We start from the raw sequence: 18086 nt of genomic DNA on the forward strand, positions 1-18086 counted from the left end.
GCGCTTGAATGTGAAAATGACTGTCCCGGCCAGTGGGCCGGGACAGTCAGGCGGCCACGCAGGCCACCGGGATCAGACTCCCTGGATCAGGCTTCGGATTCGCACAGCTCGTTATAGCCATCGGCGTCGAGCAGTTCATCCAGTTCCACCGTATCGGACAGTTTCATGCGGAAGAACCAGCCATCGCCAAAGGGATCGCTGTTAACCAGCTCCGGAGAGTCTTCGAGGTCTTCATTGATCGCAACTACTTCACCGGACAGCGGCGCATAGATGTCCGATGCAGCCTTGACCGACTCCACCACACCGGCGTCGTCACCGGCGGACAGCTGAGCGCCCACATCCGGCAGCTCGACGAACACCACATCACCCAGCAGATCCTGCGCATGGTGAGTAACACCAACGGTCACGGTACCGTCATCCTCGACGCGAACCCATTCGTGGCTGGCGACGTATTTCAATTCAGCTGGAATATCACTCATTTCCGTTTCCTACCCTTCTCAGGATTACGAGTTTTATTAATCCGGCGCCTGCTAGCGCCTGACTTAATAACTGGCACATGGATCCAGGAAGCCGTCCGACAATACGCAACCTACTGCGAACCACCTGAGTTTGGCTGATTTTCGTGCTGTTTTGCGTTAAATAGAACCACTATTCGCCTTAAAACATCCCAAAAACCAGCTCAAATCAGTCAGCTCTCGCTACGGCCAGCATGCTCGGACGGCCTCCTAACCGTGTAACTCGAGGCGCCTGCCCGGCCGCCCCGAATGCAGGTGCTGCTACGACACAACACCGAAACCTGTTTTGACGCCTGGCGTCAGAGACCCACCCCAGAGCCTATCAACTGGCCCCAGTATAGACACAAATCAGCCAGTATCCGCGGGCCTGCAAACGCGAACTTGCCCCGCAGCATGCCCCACCACGAGGGACGCCAATGTATAGACTATCCCGCAGCAGATCAATCGCCGCAGGGGCGCCGAGCCCGCGCAGGCAGCTCGCCCGACAGCCCCATGGCCACCAGCGCAAGATGATTTTTCACCGCGCCCAGGCGATCAAAGCACTGCATGCCAAAATTGCGTCCCAGCACGAGCAGCGGCTGCTGGCTGTCGAACAACCGCTTGAAGCCTTCCATGCCGGCCGCCATCTGCAGGTTTTCACCCTGACGCCTGCGCTGATAGCGGCGCAGAATGCGCGGCGCACCTATATCATCCCCTCGGGCCGCCGCCGCCTCGACAACCTCCGCCAGTACCGCCGCATCCAGCAGGCCCAGGTTGACACCCTGCCCCGCCAGCGGATGAATAGTGTGCGCCGCATCACCGATCGCGGCAAAAGCTTCCTGCACATAACGCTTGGCATGACGCTGGCGCAACGGAAAGCTGTGGCGTTCATCGGCCCACTCCACCGCCCCCAGGCGGCCTTCGAAAGCCCGTTCCAGCGCCTTACAGAAAGCAGCATCCTCAAGCCCCATCAGCTCACGCACATGCTCCGGCGAGGTGGACCAGACAATCGAGCTCAGATGATCATCGGCGCCATCACGCAGCGGCAGAAACGCCAGTGGGCCATCATCGGTAAAACGCTGCCAGGCGGTGGCGCCATTACTGCGCTCGGTGCGCACTGTGGTCACAATGGCATGGTGACCATAATCCCACTCCCAGGTCGGCAGTGCCGCCAGCTGCCGTGTACGTGACAGCGCACCATCAGCCGCGACCACCAGCCGGGCACAGACTGTCTGGCCGTCGGCCAGGGACAGCTCGCGCCAGAAGCCGGCAGCAGAAGTGCGGGGCTCGGACAGCATCCGTACCTCGACACCCTCAAGCAGGCGAATATGTGGCTGTTCGGCCAGGGCACTGCGCAACCCCGCCAGAATGACGCGATTCTCAACAATATGCCCCAGATAGGGCTCATGCAGGTCGGCGGCGCTGAAGTGCGTACGACCGGTGCCCTCGCCATCCCAGACATCCATATCGGTGTAGGGACTCAGGCGCAGCGACTGCATCACCGGCCAGGCATCCACCGAGCGCAGGATCTGCTCGGAGGCACAGGTCAGCGCACTCACCCGCGGATCAAAACCCTGACCTGTGGCCTCCTGTGCCTGCTGCAACAGGCTCTGCGACTGCGCCGGTCGGCTTTCCAGCAGCACAATGCTGAGCCCAGAGTCGCGCAGCGCCAGCGCCGCCGTCAAACCCACCATGCCGGCGCCGACTATCACCAGATCGACATCCATCACTTCACTCATGAGCGTCCCTCCCAAGGCTGCAGCACCGGAGCCGGTGTATCGAGCCCCATGGCGCTGCGGGCAAACAGGGTCTTGCCGGCCGGGCAGACATCCAGCGCCTGCAGCCCCAGATTGCGTCCCAGGGTCAGCAGCGGATTGCGGCTGGTAAACAGCTTCATGGTGCCGTCGCTGAAACCGATGGTGCGCTGCTGATCGCTGCGCATGCGCTCGTGATAGGTCTGCAGCACCGCCAGATCACCCAGCGAGCGGCCCTGTTTCTTGGCAGTAATCAGATGGTCCGCCAGGCTGACGAGGCCGCGCAGCGCAAGGTTGTAGCCCTGCCCCGCAATGGGATGCAACGCGTGGGCCGCATTGCCCAGCACGACCAGGCCCGCCCGCACCTGCTCTTCGGCCAGCACCAGCTGCAGCGGGTAGGCATGACGCTCTCCTACCTGCACAAAACGCCCGGCGCGATAGCCGAACCGCTGCTGCAGCTGCGCCAAAAAGCCGGCATCATCCATATCCATCAGTGCCTGGGTATCGCCATCCGACAGCGTCCAGACCAGCCCACAGCGGTGCTGTGCGTCCTGATCCTGCAGCGGCAACAACGCCATGGGGCCCTGATCGGTAAATCGCTCATAAGCGATGCCGCGGTGCGGTCTATCCGGGCTGACATTGGCAATAAGCGCATGCTGCTCATAGGCGCTGTAGCGATAGCCAATGCCCAGGCGCTCGCGCAACTCGGAGCGCCCGCCATCGGCCATGACCACCAGTTCACAGCTCAGGGATGTCGCACGGCCGTCCCGATTTACCGTGACGCCCATCTGGCCGTCGCCGGGGATAATGTCCGCCACCTCGGCCGGGCAGAGATAATCAATACGTCCGCACTCTGGGTGCTGCAGCCGATTCAGCAGCACCTGACCGAGCCACTGATTTTCGACAACATAACCCAGCGCCGGCACGCGCTGCTGCGCGGCATTGAGGCGCGAAGCACCAAAGTGGCCACGATCAGAGACATGAATCTCGCCGATGGGGCTAATGTGCTGCGCCAGCGTCTGCCAGATACCCATGCGTTCATAGGCACTGCGACTGCCATAGGCCAGCGCCGTGGCACGGGCATCGTAACTGGGCTGATAGGCCAGGCCATCAGTACGCAGCGGCACCGGTTCAACAATGGCGATGTCCAGCCCCAGCGTCTGGGCCGCGGGCGCCAGGGCGCAGGCCAGGCTCGCGCCGACCATGCCGCCGCCGACGATGATCAGGTCATAATGCGGTTTCATCAGGATTGTTGGGCTCTTGCCATCAGCTGCTCGATCTCGGCTACCGACTTGGGTGCCGCCGCGCTCAGCACTTCGCAACCCGTTTCGGTCACCAGCACATCGTCTTCAATGCGAATACCAATGCCACGCCAGCGCGGTTCAACCCGCTCATTGTGGGGTGATACATAGAGCCCGGGTTCCACTGTCATCACCATGCCAGGCTGCAGCGGGCGCCATTCACCGGCAACGCGGTAGTCGCCGACATCATGCACATCCATGCCCAGCCAATGCCCCAGACGATGCATGTAGAACTCGCGATAGGCGCCAGCTTCGATCAGGGTATCGACATCGCCCTCCAGCAGCCCAAGCTCAACCAGCCCTGCGGTGAGCATCTGCACCGACAGGTCATGCACCTCATTCCAGAGCACTCCGGGGCGCACCAGTTCGATACAGGCCAGTTGCGTGCGCAGCACCAGTTCATACAGCTGCTTTTGCTCGGGGCCGAAGCGTCCGTCCACCGGGAAGGTACGGGTAATATCGCCGGCGTAGTACTCCAGCTCGCAGCCCGCATCGATCAGCACCAGGTCGCCGGCGCGCAGCGCGTCGCGATTTTCGGTGTAATGCAGTATACAGCCGTTGGCGCCGCCGCCCACGATGGAGGAATAGGCTGGCAGATGGCAGCCGTGCATGGCGAAGTGATGGCTGATTTCCGCCTCGAGCTGATACTCGAACAGACCGGGCCTGCACCGCTGCATGGCCCGCTCATGTGCCTGGGCTGAAATGGTCCCGGCTTCGCGCATCAGGCCGATTTCAGCCTCGGACTTGAACAAGCGCAGCTCGTGCAGCAACGGATCCAGCATCACCAGCTCGACCGGCGCCACGGCACCCTGACGGGAGCGGGAGCGCACCGTCTTGAGCCATTGCCGCACACGGCCATCGAAGGCATCATCGGTACCGATGGAGTAACAGATGCTGCGATGACCATCGAGCAGCTCCGGCAGCCGCTGATCGATGTCCGCCACGGCATGAGCCTCGTCGGCGCCGTAGTGCTGCACCACACCTTCAGGCCCGGTACGGTAACCGTGCCAGATTTCCATTTCCGCATCCCGCCCCTGGCAGAACAGCACCATTTCGCCGTCACTGCGACCGGGCAACAGCAGCAGCACGGCATCAGGTTCATTGAAACCGGTGAGATAATAGAAATCGCTGTCCTGACGGAAAGGATACTCGACATCCCGGTTGCGGTTCTGCATGCGGGCGCCGGGCACTATAGCCACGCCGCCGGCCGGCAGCTGCGCCATCAGGTGGGCACGGCGGGCAGCGAATTCGCTCTGGGGCAAGCGTGATTTCATCATCAGTGCAGCGTCTGCGGCGCGGCCGGCTCAGCAGGGCTGTCGGCCGGCGCCTTGTTGCATTCGGCAAACAGCATCAGCGCCGCCATCCGGACGTACTCTTCCACCTGCATCAGGTTGGACTCGCCCTCTTCGCCATCATCATCATCGGCCACAATCTGGGATATTTCGCTCAGATCGGTCAGCACCTCGCGGGATTCCTGCGACAGACTGTCATCGGTCTGCTTGCCGTACTGACCGAACCCGCTCAGAAAGCCCATACACCACTGCCCCAGGCAGGCCGCGCGCAGCGACAGCAGCTCAGCGTCATCCGGCAGCATGATATCGAAATCAAGCTCCGTACCCTCAAGCTGCGCCAGCGCATGCCCAAACATCTCCAGCACTCGTACCTTGGACGCCTCCTGGGTAAAGTCACCGATCTCCAGAAAGGTTGCAGCCAGCTGCAGCCAGGCTGCAGGATCGGGCCTTGCCCCCGCCACCAGACAGCCGCTCAGCAGGCCATGCAATTCAGCCGGGGATATCTCCTGTACACCTTCGACGACAAGCACATTGGCAATATCATCAAAATCAGCCGGGACGGCGTGGTTTTCGGTATCTGCTATCATCAGTCTTCGCTCAATTCCTGCGGACGTGTACCAGGTCACGACCAGGGGTTCTCTGTTGCCAATATCCTAGCAGCCTGACCGGCTGAACACTATTGCGGCGGGGGCTTGCAGCTTGTCGGAATTAACACTGATCTACTGCGAAAAAGCCGACTTTGGTCATTTTTTGTGCTCTTTTTTGTTAATTAGAACCACTATTCGTCTCAACAGAGCTCAAAAGCTGGCTCAAAGCGGACTTTCCCTCGCTACGATCGGCCAAGCCCGACAGGCTGCTAGCTGCGGCGTCTGAGGGCGCCTTTCATTGACCCTTAACCAAGCGCTGTTTATATTTCCCCCTTGATCACATTGCCGGGACTGAGCATGAACGACCACTATTTCAACGCCCTGGAACGAAAAATCGATCAGCTGCTCGATCACTGTCACCGGCTGGAGCAGGAAAACCAGCGACTGCGTTCACAGGAAACGCAATTAAAGGATGAACGTGCCCGTCTGCTGCAACTCAATGACCAGACCCGCAGCAAAGTCGAATCCATGATTCAGCGACTCAAGGCACTGGAGCAAAATGCATGAGCAAAACCGAAGCACACAAGGTCACGATCAAGCTGCTCGACAAGGAATACATGATCGCCTGCCCCGAGGGAGCCGAAGCCGAACTGCTGACCTCTGCCGACTACCTTGATCAGAAGATGCGCGACATCCGCGGCAATGGCAAAACCGTCGGACTGGAGCGGGTCGCGGTCATGGCGGCGCTGAACATCGCCCACGAGCTGCTCCGAAGCCATGCCGACAACCAGCAGCACATTGAAGACCAGGTTCGCCACCTGGGCAGCAAGATTGATCAGTCCCTGAGCCGCTCGAAGCTCGAAAATCGTGAATCCGGTGACTGAAAATTCTTCATGGTGAAAAAACTGTTTAAATATCAACCAAATAAAAACGCGCTTAGCTAAATTGAATTAAATTTCAAGTCCTGACATCCAATTGCAGACGCGTATAATGGTAACCACTCCCTGGGGTGTTCGACAGGCGTTCAAGTCCCTCGAGCCGATAAGTACACCTCTGGAGGTCTTCTGTGATGCTGGTGAGCATGTCCGTTTAGCGGAAAGCCTGATGCATTCGAAGGCCGCCACCTTGAACCTTAGGGTTCAGGGCCACGATCGTTATCGGCACTCCCGGGGAGCCCTTCCAGATGATTGCCCATGTCCTTGCCTACACCTGATCAACGCCAGCTTCTGAGGCGTGAAATGCGCCGCCGCCGCCGAGCCCTTAGCGCCCGACAGCAGCGCGAAGCCGCACGCAAGCTGCTGGCCAACCTGTGCCGACTGCCCGCCTTTCATCGCGCCCGGCATATTGCACTCTACCTGCCCAATGATGGCGAGATTGACCCGACCCCGGTGATACAACTGTGCTGGCGCCAGGGCAAGCAGGTTTACCTTCCGGTGCTGCACCCCATTCGCCACAACCGACTCTGGTTTGTGCCTTATGATCGAAATACACCCATGCAACGCAATATCTACCGCATTCTGGAACCCAAACTCAGGGGAGCGCCCAGACGACCGCCCCAGGCGCTGGATCTGGTATTGCTGCCACTGGTTGCATTTGATGCCAGCGGCGCGCGCATGGGCATGGGAGGGGGTTATTATGATCGCACCTTCGGCTTTAAACAGCGCAAAGGTCCGCGGGGGCCGAAACTGATCGGCCTGGCGCATGATATTCAGAGAGTAGACGACCTACCCGTTGCAAGCTGGGATATACCGCTTGCGGGCATAGTGACGGATTGTCGCGGCTACAAGCTGTAACCGCAGCAACTCAGCTGTTGCTGAAGACCTGTTCGACCAGCGCAGCGAACTGAAAATCGCTTTGCGAAACACCGGTCATGATTGAACCGATGAGAAAGACCATAACGATCACCATCATCAGATCCGGACCATTTTTCATACGCCGCATTTATCCTCTTTTCAGGTAAGAAGGAGCAGCCGTTGTAATAACTGTATGCGGCAACTCCGAGAATCGGAATGCCGTGTAGTGTTCCATACTGCAGCAATATTGCAACAACTGGCGTCTACTTTTTTAAATTGTCGGCCACAATAGCGGTTTATTTAGCCTTCAATACAAAAAAACCTCGGTATTTACCAACAACTCGAGCCTCAGCCTTTTTAAAAACCATGGCAGCGCCGGAGATAAACCCGGCATGGGGCAAAAATGCCGTCGTGGTACTGCCGAATAAAGTCCCCAAATAGCCGCCTTCAAGCTCAGGTCAGCCAGCCCAACATGAGCGGAATTGTTAGTGCGGACAGCAGCGTCTGGCCGGTAATGATCGCCGCCATCATGGCAGCATCGCCCCCGAGCTGGCGCGCCAGAATATAGGCGGAACTGGCGGTGGGCAGTGCAGCAAACAAAATCAGCAGATTGCGGCTCTGCTCCCCCAGAGAGAGCAGCTGCGCCAGAGCCAGCGCCAGCAGCGGGAACAGCAACAGCTTGATCACCGACGCCCCCAGCAACGCCGGCCCAACCGTTCGCAGCGCCCTAAGGCTAAGCCCGGCCCCTACCGCCAGCAGCCCCAGCGGCAACGCCATCTGCCCCAGCAGCTCGGCCACCGGCCGCACCATCGGCGGCATGCCGATACCGCTGTAATTAAGCAGCATGCCGAGCACGGACGCCAGAATCAGCGGATTGCGTACCAGGTTGCGCAGCACCGGACGCAGCCCCGGGGATCCGCCGGCATGAAACGAAAACGCCAGCACACAGAAGACGTTCAGCAGCGGAATCATAAAGGCGATAATCACCGCCGACACTGCCAGTGCCGAATCGCCATAGAGCGCAGCGACCACCGCCAGCCCGACGTAAGTATTGAAGCGCACAGCGCCCTGATAAAAGGAGGTAAATTCAGCACCGTCGAGCTTCAGCAGCGGGCGCAACAGATAGCACAGCAGTGTGCCGCCCAGCAGCAGCAACAGGATCGCAAGGGCAATACCGCCAATGGACACACCGCTGATATCCGCCTGACTCAGTCGGGCCACCAGCAGCACCGGGAAAAGCACGAAGTAGGTCGCTTTCTCCGCCAGCGGCCAGAAGTCCTCACCGGGAAAACAATAGCGGCGCGCCAGCACGCCCAGCATCAGCAATGCGAACACTGGCCACAGCATGATCAGCATATCGAACATGGTATCAGCTCCCTGTCATCTGGCTAACACAGCACCCGAAACAGCGCACAGACGCGCGTCCGGCGAGCGGCCGCTCTGCTCTTGCGACCCGGACACAAACCGGACACACTCAGGACTGGGCGCCAGCGCTGCCCGACAAGGGACAGCCCCGTGGGGACAGCCCGCACTATTACGCGCGCCGGCCAGCTCTGCGGCCCGCGCGCTGAGTAACTGCATACAGGAGCGTAACATGATGACATCCCTGGTATTAACCGTCATCGGCCCGGACAAGCCCGGCCTGGTGGAAATTTTATCCCAGACCATTGCCCGCCATAACGGCAACTGGCTTGAGTCCGGCATGTCGCGTCTGGGCGGCAAGTTTGCCGGCATTCTGATCGTCAGTGTTCCGGCGGACGACGCCAGCGCCCTGGAGCAGGCGCTGAGTGCGCTGCAGAGTCAGGGCCTCAAGGTCATGGCCGAGCGCAACGAAGGCGCTGCCAGCGACACCAGCCGCAGTCCCATGCAGCTTGAACTGGTGGGCCATGACAAGCCAGGCATTGTACGCGAAATTGCTCAGGCACTGGCCGCGCGGAACATCAACGTGGAAAGTCTGGATACGGAGCTGACTTCCGGTTCCATGTCCGGCGAGCAGCTGTTCAAGGCTCAGGCAAGCCTGCTGGCCCCCGAAGGGCTGGATATAAACGAACTGCAGCTGGCGCTGGAAGCCATCGCCAGTGATTTGATGGTGGACATTACCCTGAAATAGGCAGCCCTAAGAATATCAGCCCTGTGGCTGAAGCACGCCTTGCAGCATGCAGGCACCGGACAGATAGCCCCGGCGGACGTGTAATAGCCCGCCGGGGCGGCGAAGAACGCTGCGTTTATACCGCGTCGTCGCGGGTCGCCAGTAGTTCACGCCCGCGCACCACGGCTGCACGCACCTGATTCGGCGCAGTACCGCCAATATGATCACGCGCCGCCACTGAGCCTTCCAGCGTCAGCACCTCGAACACATCGGCATCGATCACATCGGAGAACTGCTGCAGTTCAGCCAGGGTCATCTCGCTCAGATCCCGCCCTTCGGCGATACCAAAGGCCACCGACTTGCCGACAATTTCATGGGCATCACGGAACGCCACGCCCTTGCGCACCAGGTAGTCCGCCAGATCGGTGGCGGTAGCGAAGCCACGCATGGCTGCGTTGCGCATGCTTTCCTTGCGTGACTCCAGCGCCGGCACCATGTCGGCGAACGCACGCAGGCAGCCATTGACGGTGTCGATGGTATCGAACAGCGGTTCCTTGTCTTCCTGATTGTCCTTGTTGTAGGCCAGCGGCTGGGATTTCATCAGCGTCAGCAGCGACATCAGGTGACCGTAAACGCGTCCGCTCTTGCCACGCACCAGTTCCGGCACATCCGGGTTTTTCTTCTGCGGCATGATAGACGAGCCGGTACAGAAACGGTCCGGCAGGTTGATGAAATCAAACTGCGCCGACGCCCAGAGCACCAGTTCCTCGGACATGCGACTCATATGCATCAGCAATATGCTGGAGGCTGCACAGAACTCGATGGCGAAGTCCCGATCCGACACGGCATCCAGGGAATTGCCCGCCGGCGCCGAGAAATTCAGCAGCTTGCAGGTCATGTTGCGGTCAATCGGATAGGTCGTGCCGGCCAGCGCTGCGGCACCCAGCGGCATGATGTTCACGCGCTTGCGGCAGTCAACAAAGCGTTCGTAGTCCCGGCTCAGCATTTCGAACCAGGCCATGACGTGGTGGCCAAAGGTCACCGGCTGGGCGGTCTGAAGATGGGTAAAGCCCGGCATGATAGTGTCGACTTCGCGCTCGGCCAGGCTCAGCATGCCCTGCTGCAAACGGCTGATTTCTGCCAGAATGCGGTCGATTTCGGAGCGGACATAGAGACGGATGTCGGTTGCAACCTGGTCATTGCGCGAACGGCCGGTATGCAGCTTCTTGCCGGTAATGCCGATCTTCTGGGTCAGTGCCGCCTCGATGTTCATGTGCACATCTTCCAGCGCAATGGACCACTCGAAGGTACCGCGTTCGATTTCGACACGAATCTCGCCCAGACCACGAATAATGTCGTCGCGCTCGGCGTCGGTAAGTACACCGGCAGCGGTAAGCATTTTGGCATGGGCGATGGAGCCCTGAATGTCCTGCAGGTACATACGCTGATCAAACTCAACGGATGCGGTAAAACGGGCGACGAAGGCATCGGTCGGCTCGCTGAAACGACCGCCCCATTGCTGATTGGTTTTGTTGCTCATCAGGAAAACCTCTGACTGGAGTGACCACCGGGCCTCCGGCAGCTGAAACTGGTGCGGAATTATATCATCTTTAACAGGCAAATCCTGAGCCGCCGCCATCGGCTTTTCGCGGCACAGGTCCAGAGTGCCGGGGGGATCTGTTACAATCGCTGCAACCCCATTCAGGACCCGGCGCAAGACCCGGGACAGTCAAAACGAGAGCCTGATGAATACCGATAAAATTCGCATCGCCACCCGCAAAAGCCTGCTCGCCCTGTGGCAGGCCGAGTACGTCAAAGCCGAACTGGAACGCCACCACCCCGGCATTGAAGTTGAGCTCATCGGCTTCACCACCCGCGGCGACAAGATCCTCGACACCCCCCTGGCCAAGGTGGGCGGCAAGGGCCTGTTCGTCAAGGAACTGGAAAACGCCATGCTGGACGGCGACGCCGATATCGCCGTTCACTCCATGAAAGACGTACCCATGGAGTTCCCCGAAGGTCTCGGCCTCGCGGTCATCTGCCCGCGGGAAAACCCGACCGATGCCTTTGTGTCCAATACCTATGCCAGCCTTGATGATCTGCCTACCGGCGCCGTGGTCGGCACCTCGTCGCTGCGCCGTGAGTCGCAACTGCGGGCACGGCGCCCGGATCTGGTGATTCGCAGCCTGCGCGGCAATGTGCAGACTCGGCTGCGCAAGCTCGACGAAGGTGAGTTTGATGCCATCATTCTGGCCAGCGCCGGGCTGATTCGCCTCGAACTGCAGGATCGGATCCGCGTCGCCATTCCCGCCGAAGAAAGCCTGCCAGCCGGTGGCCAGGGTGCCGTCGGGATCGAGTGCCGCCTCAACGACCAGCGCACCCGCGACCTGCTGGCACCGCTGCACCACCAACCCAGCGCCTGGTGCGTGGAAGCCGAACGCGCCATGAACCGGCGCCTCGAAGGCGGCTGCCAGGTCCCCATCGCCTGCTTCGCCACCCTCAACGATGCCCAGGACGCGCTCTGGCTGCGTGGCCTGGTCGCCAGCCCCGACGGCACCCAGGTGCTGACGGACGAAATCCGGGGCACACCCGCACAGGGCAAGGCCATGGGCATTGAACTGGCTGAACGCCTGCTTGCCGCAGGCGCCGATCGCATTCTGGCCGCCGTTTATGACCAGAATGCCAACTGAACAGCGCCAGCCAGGCCCGCTCAGCGGCCAGCGGATACTGGTAACAAGGCCCAGCCATCAGGCACAGCAGCAGGCTGAGTTGCTGCGCGCCCAGGGCGCCGAAACTGTGCTGCTACCGCTGCTGACCATAGAACCACTGGCAGAGCCGGATCCTGCATTCAGCCATGCCAAACAGTGCGTACTGGACCTGGATCTTTACCACGCCGTGATCGTGATCAGCGCCAATGCCGCCCGTCTGAGTATCGATCTGATCGACGACTACTGGCCGCAACTGCCGGTCGGGGTTCACTGGATGGCCATAGGCGCCAGCACCGCCGCCCGTCTGCACGACTACGGCATAAATGCCCGCCACAGCCGCAGCGGCTACGACTCCGAAGCGCTGCTGCAGGCGCCAGAGCTGCAACAGGTCGAGGGCCTGCGCATCCTGATCCTGCGCGGTGACAGTGGCCGCGAGACACTCGCCAGCGAACTGCAGGCCCGTGGCGCCCGGGTTGATGAGGCCATGCTATACCGCCGCGCCCGGCCGCAACTGAGCCAGGCCTGCATCGAAAGTGCTATTTATGCCCTACCCTTATCCGCTATCCTGATCACCAGTGGCGAAAGCCTGAGTAACCTTGTCGCACTGGCAAAGCAGGTAGGGAATTCCAGGGGACTGGTACAACTGCTGCAATGTCCGCTGGTCGTTCCAAGCCAGCGAGTCGCGACCCTGGCCCGCGAGGCCGGCTTTAAACAGGTTATTCTTGCTAGCGGCCCCGACGACCAGAGCATGATCGGGGCGCTGTTGACTAAAATCGACGCGGAAAAAGACTGATGAGCGACACAGGGAATAGAAACAAAGAAAACCGGACGCCTGAAATCATCGACGCCGAGGTAACCGAGGTGCCGACACAGAATCCGCCCAAGTCCGCGGATAGCCCCGAAAAAGTAAAATCAGCCAGTCGCTGGCCGGCACTGGCCGCGCTGGTGCTGTCGATTATCGCCTTGGTGCTGATCGGCTACCTGGGCTGGCAGGGCTGGCAATGGCAGCAGGGCAACGCCCAGGCACTGCAACAGATCAGCGAGCAGGCCGACAGCGCCCAGACCGATGCCCAGGCGCAGCTGACGCAGGAACTCGACAGCCTGCAGCAGCAGATGGCGACGCTCAAGTCCCAGGCCCAGACCGACAAGAGCGGTATAGATGCGCTGCAGGAACGACTGACCCAGAGCATTCAGCAGGTCATGTCGCGCCAGCAGAGTTCACGCAAGGACTGGCTGCTGGCGGAAGCTGAATACCTGCTGCGCCTTGCCAACCAGCGCGTACTGATGGAGCAGACCGCCGATGGCGCGCTCAAGCTGCTCAAGTCCGCCGACCTGATCCTGAAAGAAACCGACGATGTGTCGATCTACGAAGTGCGCAAGGCGCTGGCCGCGGACATTGCCGCCCTCGAGTCGGTGCCGCGTCTGGACACCGAAGGCGCCTTCCTGCAACTGGGCGCTCTCAACACCCAGGTTGACCGCCTGAGCCTGGTGCCCGTCACCAACAAGCGCGAACTGCCTGCCCTGCTCGAACAGATCACGCCGGACAGCGTATCCGAGTCCTGGACCCAGGGCCTCAAGTCCTCCTGGGACGGCGCAATGAACAAGTTTGAGCAACTCATCGTCATCCAGCACCGCGACGAGGCGGTCGAGCCCCTGCTCTCGCCCGAGCAGCACTTCTTCCTGCAGCAGAACCTGCACCTGATGCTCGAGCAGGCACAGCTCGCGCTGCTGCAGCGCAAGCAGAACGCCTATGACAGCGCACTGGGCAAGGCAGAAAACTGGATCGATACCTACTTCGACCCACAGGATGCCACCACCAATGCCCTGCTGCGCGGTATTGCCGAACTCAAGCTGCTGCAGGTGTCGCCCGAGGTGCCCGATATTTCAGGCTCGCTCAATACCCTCAAGGCCTACCTGCAGCAAATGACCAAACTGAAGCAGGAAGGAGCCGCGTGACATGAAACGAGGACTCCTGCTTTTATTGATCATTCTCTTTGCGGGCGCCTGGCTGGGCGAAAAAATGGTGCAGGATCCGGGCTATGTTCTGGTGTCCTACAACAGCACCACCATCGAAACCAGCCTCTGGGTTCTGCTGCTGGTTGGCCTGATCAGCTTTCTCGCGGCCTATATACTGCTGCGCCTGCTGTCCAAGGCACGTATCCCCACCACTGAGCTGCGCCACTGGGGCGAACGTCGCGCATTGCGCAGCGCCCACCGCAAAACCCTCAAGGGCCTGCAGGCCTTCAGCGATGGCAGCTGGTGGAAAGCCCAGCGCTACCTGGGCCAGGCTGCACCGCGGGCCGAACTGCCGTTGATCAACTACCTCACCGCGGCCCGTGCTGCCCAGGAACAGGGCGACGACAAGGGTGCCGATGCGTTGCTACTGCAGGCGCGTCACTGCAGCCCGCAGAACGCCACGGCGGTGGACCTGGCTCAGGCACAGCTGCAGTTCGAGCGCGGTCAGTTTGACGAGTGTCACACAACCCTGGCGGCACTGCAGGCACGGCTGCCGAAACACAGCCAGGTACTGCGTCTGCTGCACAACTGCCTGGTTCAGCTGGGCGACTGGCCGGGCCTGGTAAGCCTTATTCCCGCCCTGCGCCAGAACAAGATACTGCCGGAAGAATCGCTGCAGGCGCTCGAGCTGCGCTGCTATCGTCAAATCCTTGGCCAGAGTCTGGCCCAGCTGCCCGCTGATACCGACCGCGAGACCCGTGTGCAGACACTGAATCGCGCCTGGCAGGATCTGCCAACCCGGCTGAGCAGCACTGAAAGCCTTGTATGCGATTATGTCTCCCAGCTGATCACTCTGGGTGAAGAAGCCCGCGCCGAGATCTTCCTGCGCGATCAGATCAAGCGTGGCTGGAACGACAGCCTGGTGCGGATATACGGCCGCCTGCAGGGTGAGAACGCCCACAAGCAACTGGAGATCGCCCGAAAATGGCAGCAAGACCACCCCGACAGCGCCGATCTGCTGCTGACCCTCGGTCGTCTGTCCATGCGCAACGAGCACTGGGGCAAGGCCATTGGCTTTTTCGAGCAGAGCATCGCACTGCAGCCAGGTGCCGATGCCTACGCCGAACTCTGTCGCCTGCTGCAGCACCTGGGCGAGCATGACAGGGTCGCCACACTGCTGCAGGAAGGACTTCGCGCTACCGGTGCGGAGTTACCCAGCCTGCCGATGCCGGACAAGTCTGCCTCCGTAAACGCCTGATACCGGCCAGGGACCCCGAACTACAGCACGGACCCGCAAGGGTCCGTTTTGCATTCAGGGTCTGAGCTTGAGCTTTTCCAGCACCTTGTCCGGCACCGCGGCATAGTGATCAAACTCCAGGGTAAAGAGTGCTCTTCCCTGGGTCACTGAGCGCAGATCGGTTGCATAACCGAACATTTCCGCCAGGGGCACCAGCCCCTCCACATCATGGGTACCATCGGTGCGCGGCACTGTCCTGCGCACTTCACACCGGCGCGCACTGAGCTGTCCCAGCACATCACCCAGGTGCTCTTGCGGGGTAACCACGGTGATCCTGCATAGCGGTTCAAGCAGTTTGGGCTGCGCCTGCAGCGCCGCGTCCCGGAATGCCTGCACGGCAGCATTTTTAAACGCCAGCTCGCTGGAATCAACGCTATGCGTGGAGCCATCCACCAGCGTCACGGCGACATCAGTCACTTCCTGCCCCCCGATCAGGCCCGTTTGCGCCGCTTCCTCAACCCCCTTTTTCACCGCTGTAATAAAGGCGGCCGGAATTACGCCGCCCTTGATCTGCTGTGAAAAAACCAGCCCGGAGCCGGGCTCACCCGGGGCCAGGTCGATATACACATGGCCAAACTGACCATGACCGCCACTCTGGTGCACGTAACGTCCCTCGACGTGACTGACGGCATCTGCGACTGTCTCCTTGTAGGTTACACGCGGCGGGCCGCTGCGGACCTTGATGTGGTGCTCACGCTCAATACGGGTCATCAGGATCTCAAGGTGCAGCTCACCCATGCCGGACAGAATGGTCTGGCCGCTGTTGTCATCAAAGTGCACATGGAAAGTCGGATCCTCTTCCTTGAGCTGGGCCAAGGCCCGGTTCATTTCGTCCCGATCGCGCACGGCACAGGGCTCGATGGCGATATTGATCACCGGATCCGGAAACTGGATCGACTCCAGCACCAGCGGGTGATCCAGCGCGCAGAGCGTGTCCCCGGTTATGACATCCTTGAGCCCCACCACCGCATCGATTTCACCGGCGGGAATCGTATCGATATCCTCCCGACGATCAGCGAACACCCGCACCAGCCGACCGATGCGCAGCTTGTGCCCGGTGCGGGGATTAAACACCGCCTCGCCCGTTTTCAGACGCCCGGAATACACCCGTACATACGCCATCTGCCCGGCATAGGGGTCGGTAACGGTTTTGAAGACCAGCGCACAGAGGGGTTCATCAAGGCTGAGTTTCCAGTGTTCCTCCTCGCCGCTGATGGGGTGATGACCCACCACTTCCTGTCGATCCAAGGGCGACGGGAGCAGGTCGACCACCGCATCCAGCAGCGGCTGCACGCCTATATTGCGCAGTGCCGAACCGCAAAATACGGGATAGAGCCGATTATCCAGTGTTGCCCGGCGCAGAGCGGCGCGCCACTGAGACGGGTCTACCTGCTCATCCGCCAGATACTGCTCCATCAGCCCGTCATCGGTCTCACAGATTGCCTCCAGCAACTCCCGGCGAGCCTCCAGCGCCGCTGGCAACAAGGCATCGCTAATGGGTTCGCGCACAGGTGCGGCACCGTACTCATCGGGCCAGCGAATCTGCTGCATATCCAGCAGGTCCAGCACGCCGACAAAAGTGCTTTCAGCGCCAATGGGTATGTTCACCGCCACCGGTGTCACGTGCAGGCGTTCGCGGATACTGACCAGCGCCTGCTGAAAATCCGCCCCGATGCGATCCATCTTGTTGATAAAGCAAATGCGGGGGACTCGATAGCGCTCCGCCTGGCGCCACACCGTTTCGCTCTGGGACTCGACACCGTGGACACCGTCGAATACCACGACCCCGCCGTCCAGCACCCGCAATGCACGCTGTACTTCGGCGGTGAAATCGATATGCCCCGGTGTATCAATGATATTGATCTGGTGATCGCGCCACTGGGTGGTGATTGCGGCCGAGACGATGGTGATGCCCCGCTCACGCTCCTGGTCCATCCAGTCGGTCGTGGTGGTACCCTCATCCACGGAGCCCAGCTTGTGGGTAATACCGCTGTAAAACAGCATGCGTTCGGTGGCCGTCGTCTTGCCGGCATCGATATGGGCAATGATGCCAATGTTACGAATTTTCTCCGGCTCGAAATGTCGCCTGTCCATAAATCCCCCCCGGCCAAGGCCGTCTGGATTGCGTCGTGACCGCTGGCGTCCGAATGTCCGGACACAGGGGTTACATGTTATGTTTCGACATGAGAACACCCCTCAGTATTGCATCAAAGCGGCTATTTACCGGCTTTTCCGGCGTCTAACACCACTCTCGATTGAAAAAGCCTCGTATCTCAGGCGCATGGGCCCCGCGGTTGCCAGCAAGGCATACCGATCCTCTAGCCATCAAAGCGCAAAGCCCGAGAGGTCTGGAGACGGAGGAAGGGAAGGTCACCTCAGGTGCACGTCATGGCAAGGATACGGCCGCAACGCTAGACTGGCTAATAGGGGATTAGAAGAATCCACTCTTCGGCTCGCAGATGACCAATCGATGGAGACACCCCATGTCCGATCTCAACCACAGTCTTTATGAAGATTTTCCCCAATATGCTGCGCGCATTCGCCAGTTGAAGGAGGAAAATGAAACTTTTGCCCGACTGGCCAGTGAATACCATAAGCTTGACCACAGTGTGCGTGGCCTGGAGATGCGCAATATTCCAACAACAGATGACAATTTTGAACAGATGAAGCAGCGTCGAGTGCAGCTTAAAGACCAGTTACTGAAAATGCTGCAGTAACTGAGTGGATTGTCAGACCTCAGCCCCCTGTATCTGAGCTCCAGAGTAACATTGCCGACAGAAGCCATCTTGCATGGCTTCTGTCTTATCTGCCGTAT

Annotated in this window: 18 protein-coding genes and 1 other RNA gene; 10 read left to right on the forward strand and 9 right to left on the reverse strand. The window is 60.2% G+C overall.

The window, feature by feature from the left end:
- Positions 1–86 precede the first annotated feature (86 nt).
- The 5 genes from gcvH to MRS74_RS15365 all read right to left on the reverse strand — a co-directional run bounded on the left by gcvH (position 87) and on the right by MRS74_RS15365 (position 5428).
- Positions 87–479: a glycine cleavage system protein GcvH gene (gcvH, locus tag MRS74_RS15345; protein WP_254581155.1), complete on the reverse strand. Its 393-nt coding sequence runs from the start codon at positions 477–479 to the stop codon at positions 87–89.
- Positions 480–955: 476 nt separating this feature from the next.
- Positions 956–2233, reverse strand: a complete 1278-nt coding sequence (locus MRS74_RS15350) for an FAD-dependent monooxygenase (protein ID WP_254581156.1) — start codon at positions 2231–2233, stop codon at positions 956–958.
- Positions 2230–3492, reverse strand: a complete 1263-nt coding sequence (gene ubiH, locus MRS74_RS15355; RefSeq protein ID WP_254581157.1) for a 2-octaprenyl-6-methoxyphenyl hydroxylase — start codon at positions 3490–3492, stop codon at positions 2230–2232. Before ubiH ends, MRS74_RS15350 begins: the two co-directional genes overlap by 4 nt.
- Complete coding sequence (gene pepP, locus MRS74_RS15360; protein ID WP_254581158.1) at positions 3492–4826, reverse strand: Xaa-Pro aminopeptidase; 1335 nt, start codon at positions 4824–4826, stop codon at positions 3492–3494. The genes ubiH and pepP overlap by 1 nt, the downstream gene beginning before the upstream one ends.
- Entirely contained in the window at positions 4826–5428 is a 603-nt protein-coding gene (locus MRS74_RS15365; RefSeq protein ID WP_254581159.1) for a UPF0149 family protein, read from the reverse strand. Before MRS74_RS15365 ends, pepP begins: the two co-directional genes overlap by 1 nt.
- Before the next feature lie 357 nt (positions 5429–5785).
- Between MRS74_RS15365 and MRS74_RS15370 the strand changes: the two genes are divergently transcribed.
- From MRS74_RS15370 to MRS74_RS15385, 4 genes are all read left to right on the forward strand, one after another.
- Entirely contained in the window at positions 5786–5995 is a 210-nt protein-coding gene (locus MRS74_RS15370; protein ID WP_067290852.1) for a TIGR02449 family protein, read from the forward strand.
- Positions 5992–6312, forward strand: coding sequence for a cell division protein ZapA (locus MRS74_RS15375; RefSeq protein WP_254581160.1), 321 nt, complete (start codon positions 5992–5994; stop codon positions 6310–6312). The genes MRS74_RS15370 and MRS74_RS15375 overlap by 4 nt, the downstream gene beginning before the upstream one ends.
- 114 nt (positions 6313–6426) lie before the next feature.
- Positions 6427–6605, forward strand: a non-coding RNA gene (gene ssrS / locus MRS74_RS15380) — 6S RNA.
- A 16-nt stretch (positions 6606–6621) separates the two neighbouring features.
- Positions 6622–7221 (forward strand): 5-formyltetrahydrofolate cyclo-ligase, encoded by a 600-nt coding sequence (locus MRS74_RS15385; RefSeq protein WP_438362342.1) that lies wholly within the window; start codon positions 6622–6624, stop codon positions 7219–7221.
- 10 nt (positions 7222–7231) lie between these two features.
- Here the strand turns inward: MRS74_RS15385 and MRS74_RS15390 are convergent, their stop codons facing one another.
- A complete protein-coding gene (locus MRS74_RS15390) occupies positions 7232–7369 on the reverse strand; it encodes a hypothetical protein (protein WP_227819981.1) in 138 nt (45 codons plus the stop codon).
- Between the two features lie 305 nt (positions 7370–7674).
- On the reverse strand, positions 7675–8586 hold the full coding sequence (locus tag MRS74_RS15395; protein WP_254581162.1) for an AEC family transporter: 912 nt from the start codon (positions 8584–8586) through the stop codon (positions 7675–7677).
- 229 nt (positions 8587–8815) lie between these two features.
- Here MRS74_RS15395 and MRS74_RS15400 point away from each other — a divergent pair, with 229 nt between their 5' ends.
- The gene (locus MRS74_RS15400) at positions 8816–9331 is read left to right on the forward strand and encodes a glycine cleavage system transcriptional repressor (RefSeq protein ID WP_254581163.1); all 516 of its coding nucleotides are present in this window, start codon (positions 8816–8818) and stop codon (positions 9329–9331) included.
- 115 nt (positions 9332–9446) lie between these two features.
- Here the strand turns inward: MRS74_RS15400 and argH are convergent, their stop codons facing one another.
- Positions 9447–10850 (reverse strand): argininosuccinate lyase, encoded by a 1404-nt coding sequence (gene argH / locus MRS74_RS15405; protein ID WP_254581164.1) that lies wholly within the window; start codon positions 10848–10850, stop codon positions 9447–9449.
- Between the two features lie 205 nt (positions 10851–11055).
- Here argH and hemC point away from each other — a divergent pair, with 205 nt between their 5' ends.
- Genes hemC through MRS74_RS15425 form a run of 4 tightly spaced genes read left to right on the forward strand, consistent with a single transcriptional unit; the run spans position 11056 to position 15232 of the window.
- Positions 11056–12000 carry a hydroxymethylbilane synthase gene (gene hemC, locus MRS74_RS15410; protein WP_254581165.1) on the forward strand — a complete coding sequence of 315 codons (945 nt, stop codon included), beginning with the start codon at positions 11056–11058 and terminating at the stop codon, positions 11998–12000.
- On the forward strand, positions 11981–12811 hold the full coding sequence (locus MRS74_RS15415) for a uroporphyrinogen-III synthase (RefSeq protein WP_254581166.1): 831 nt from the start codon (positions 11981–11983) through the stop codon (positions 12809–12811). Before hemC ends, MRS74_RS15415 begins: the two co-directional genes overlap by 20 nt.
- On the forward strand, positions 12811–13974 hold the full coding sequence (locus tag MRS74_RS15420) for a uroporphyrinogen-III C-methyltransferase (RefSeq protein ID WP_254581167.1): 1164 nt from the start codon (positions 12811–12813) through the stop codon (positions 13972–13974). Before MRS74_RS15415 ends, MRS74_RS15420 begins: the two co-directional genes overlap by 1 nt.
- A gap of 1 nt (position 13975) precedes the next feature.
- Positions 13976–15232, forward strand: coding sequence for a heme biosynthesis HemY N-terminal domain-containing protein (locus tag MRS74_RS15425; RefSeq protein ID WP_254581168.1), 1257 nt, complete (start codon positions 13976–13978; stop codon positions 15230–15232).
- Between the two features lie 54 nt (positions 15233–15286).
- Here MRS74_RS15425 and fusA read toward each other — a convergent pair whose 3' ends face one another.
- The gene (gene fusA, locus MRS74_RS15430; RefSeq protein ID WP_254581169.1) at positions 15287–17365 is read right to left on the reverse strand and encodes an elongation factor G; all 2079 of its coding nucleotides are present in this window, start codon (positions 17363–17365) and stop codon (positions 15287–15289) included.
- 389 nt (positions 17366–17754) lie between these two features.
- Between fusA and MRS74_RS15435 the strand changes: the two genes are divergently transcribed.
- Positions 17755–17988 (forward strand): HP1242/YdcH family protein, encoded by a 234-nt coding sequence (locus tag MRS74_RS15435; protein ID WP_254581170.1) that lies wholly within the window; start codon positions 17755–17757, stop codon positions 17986–17988.
- Positions 17989–18086 lie beyond the last annotated feature (98 nt).

This window comes from Marinobacterium sedimentorum, from assembly GCF_024267675.1.
In the GTDB taxonomy this organism is placed as follows: Bacteria; Pseudomonadota; Gammaproteobacteria; order Pseudomonadales; family Balneatricaceae; genus Marinobacterium_A; species Marinobacterium_A sedimentorum.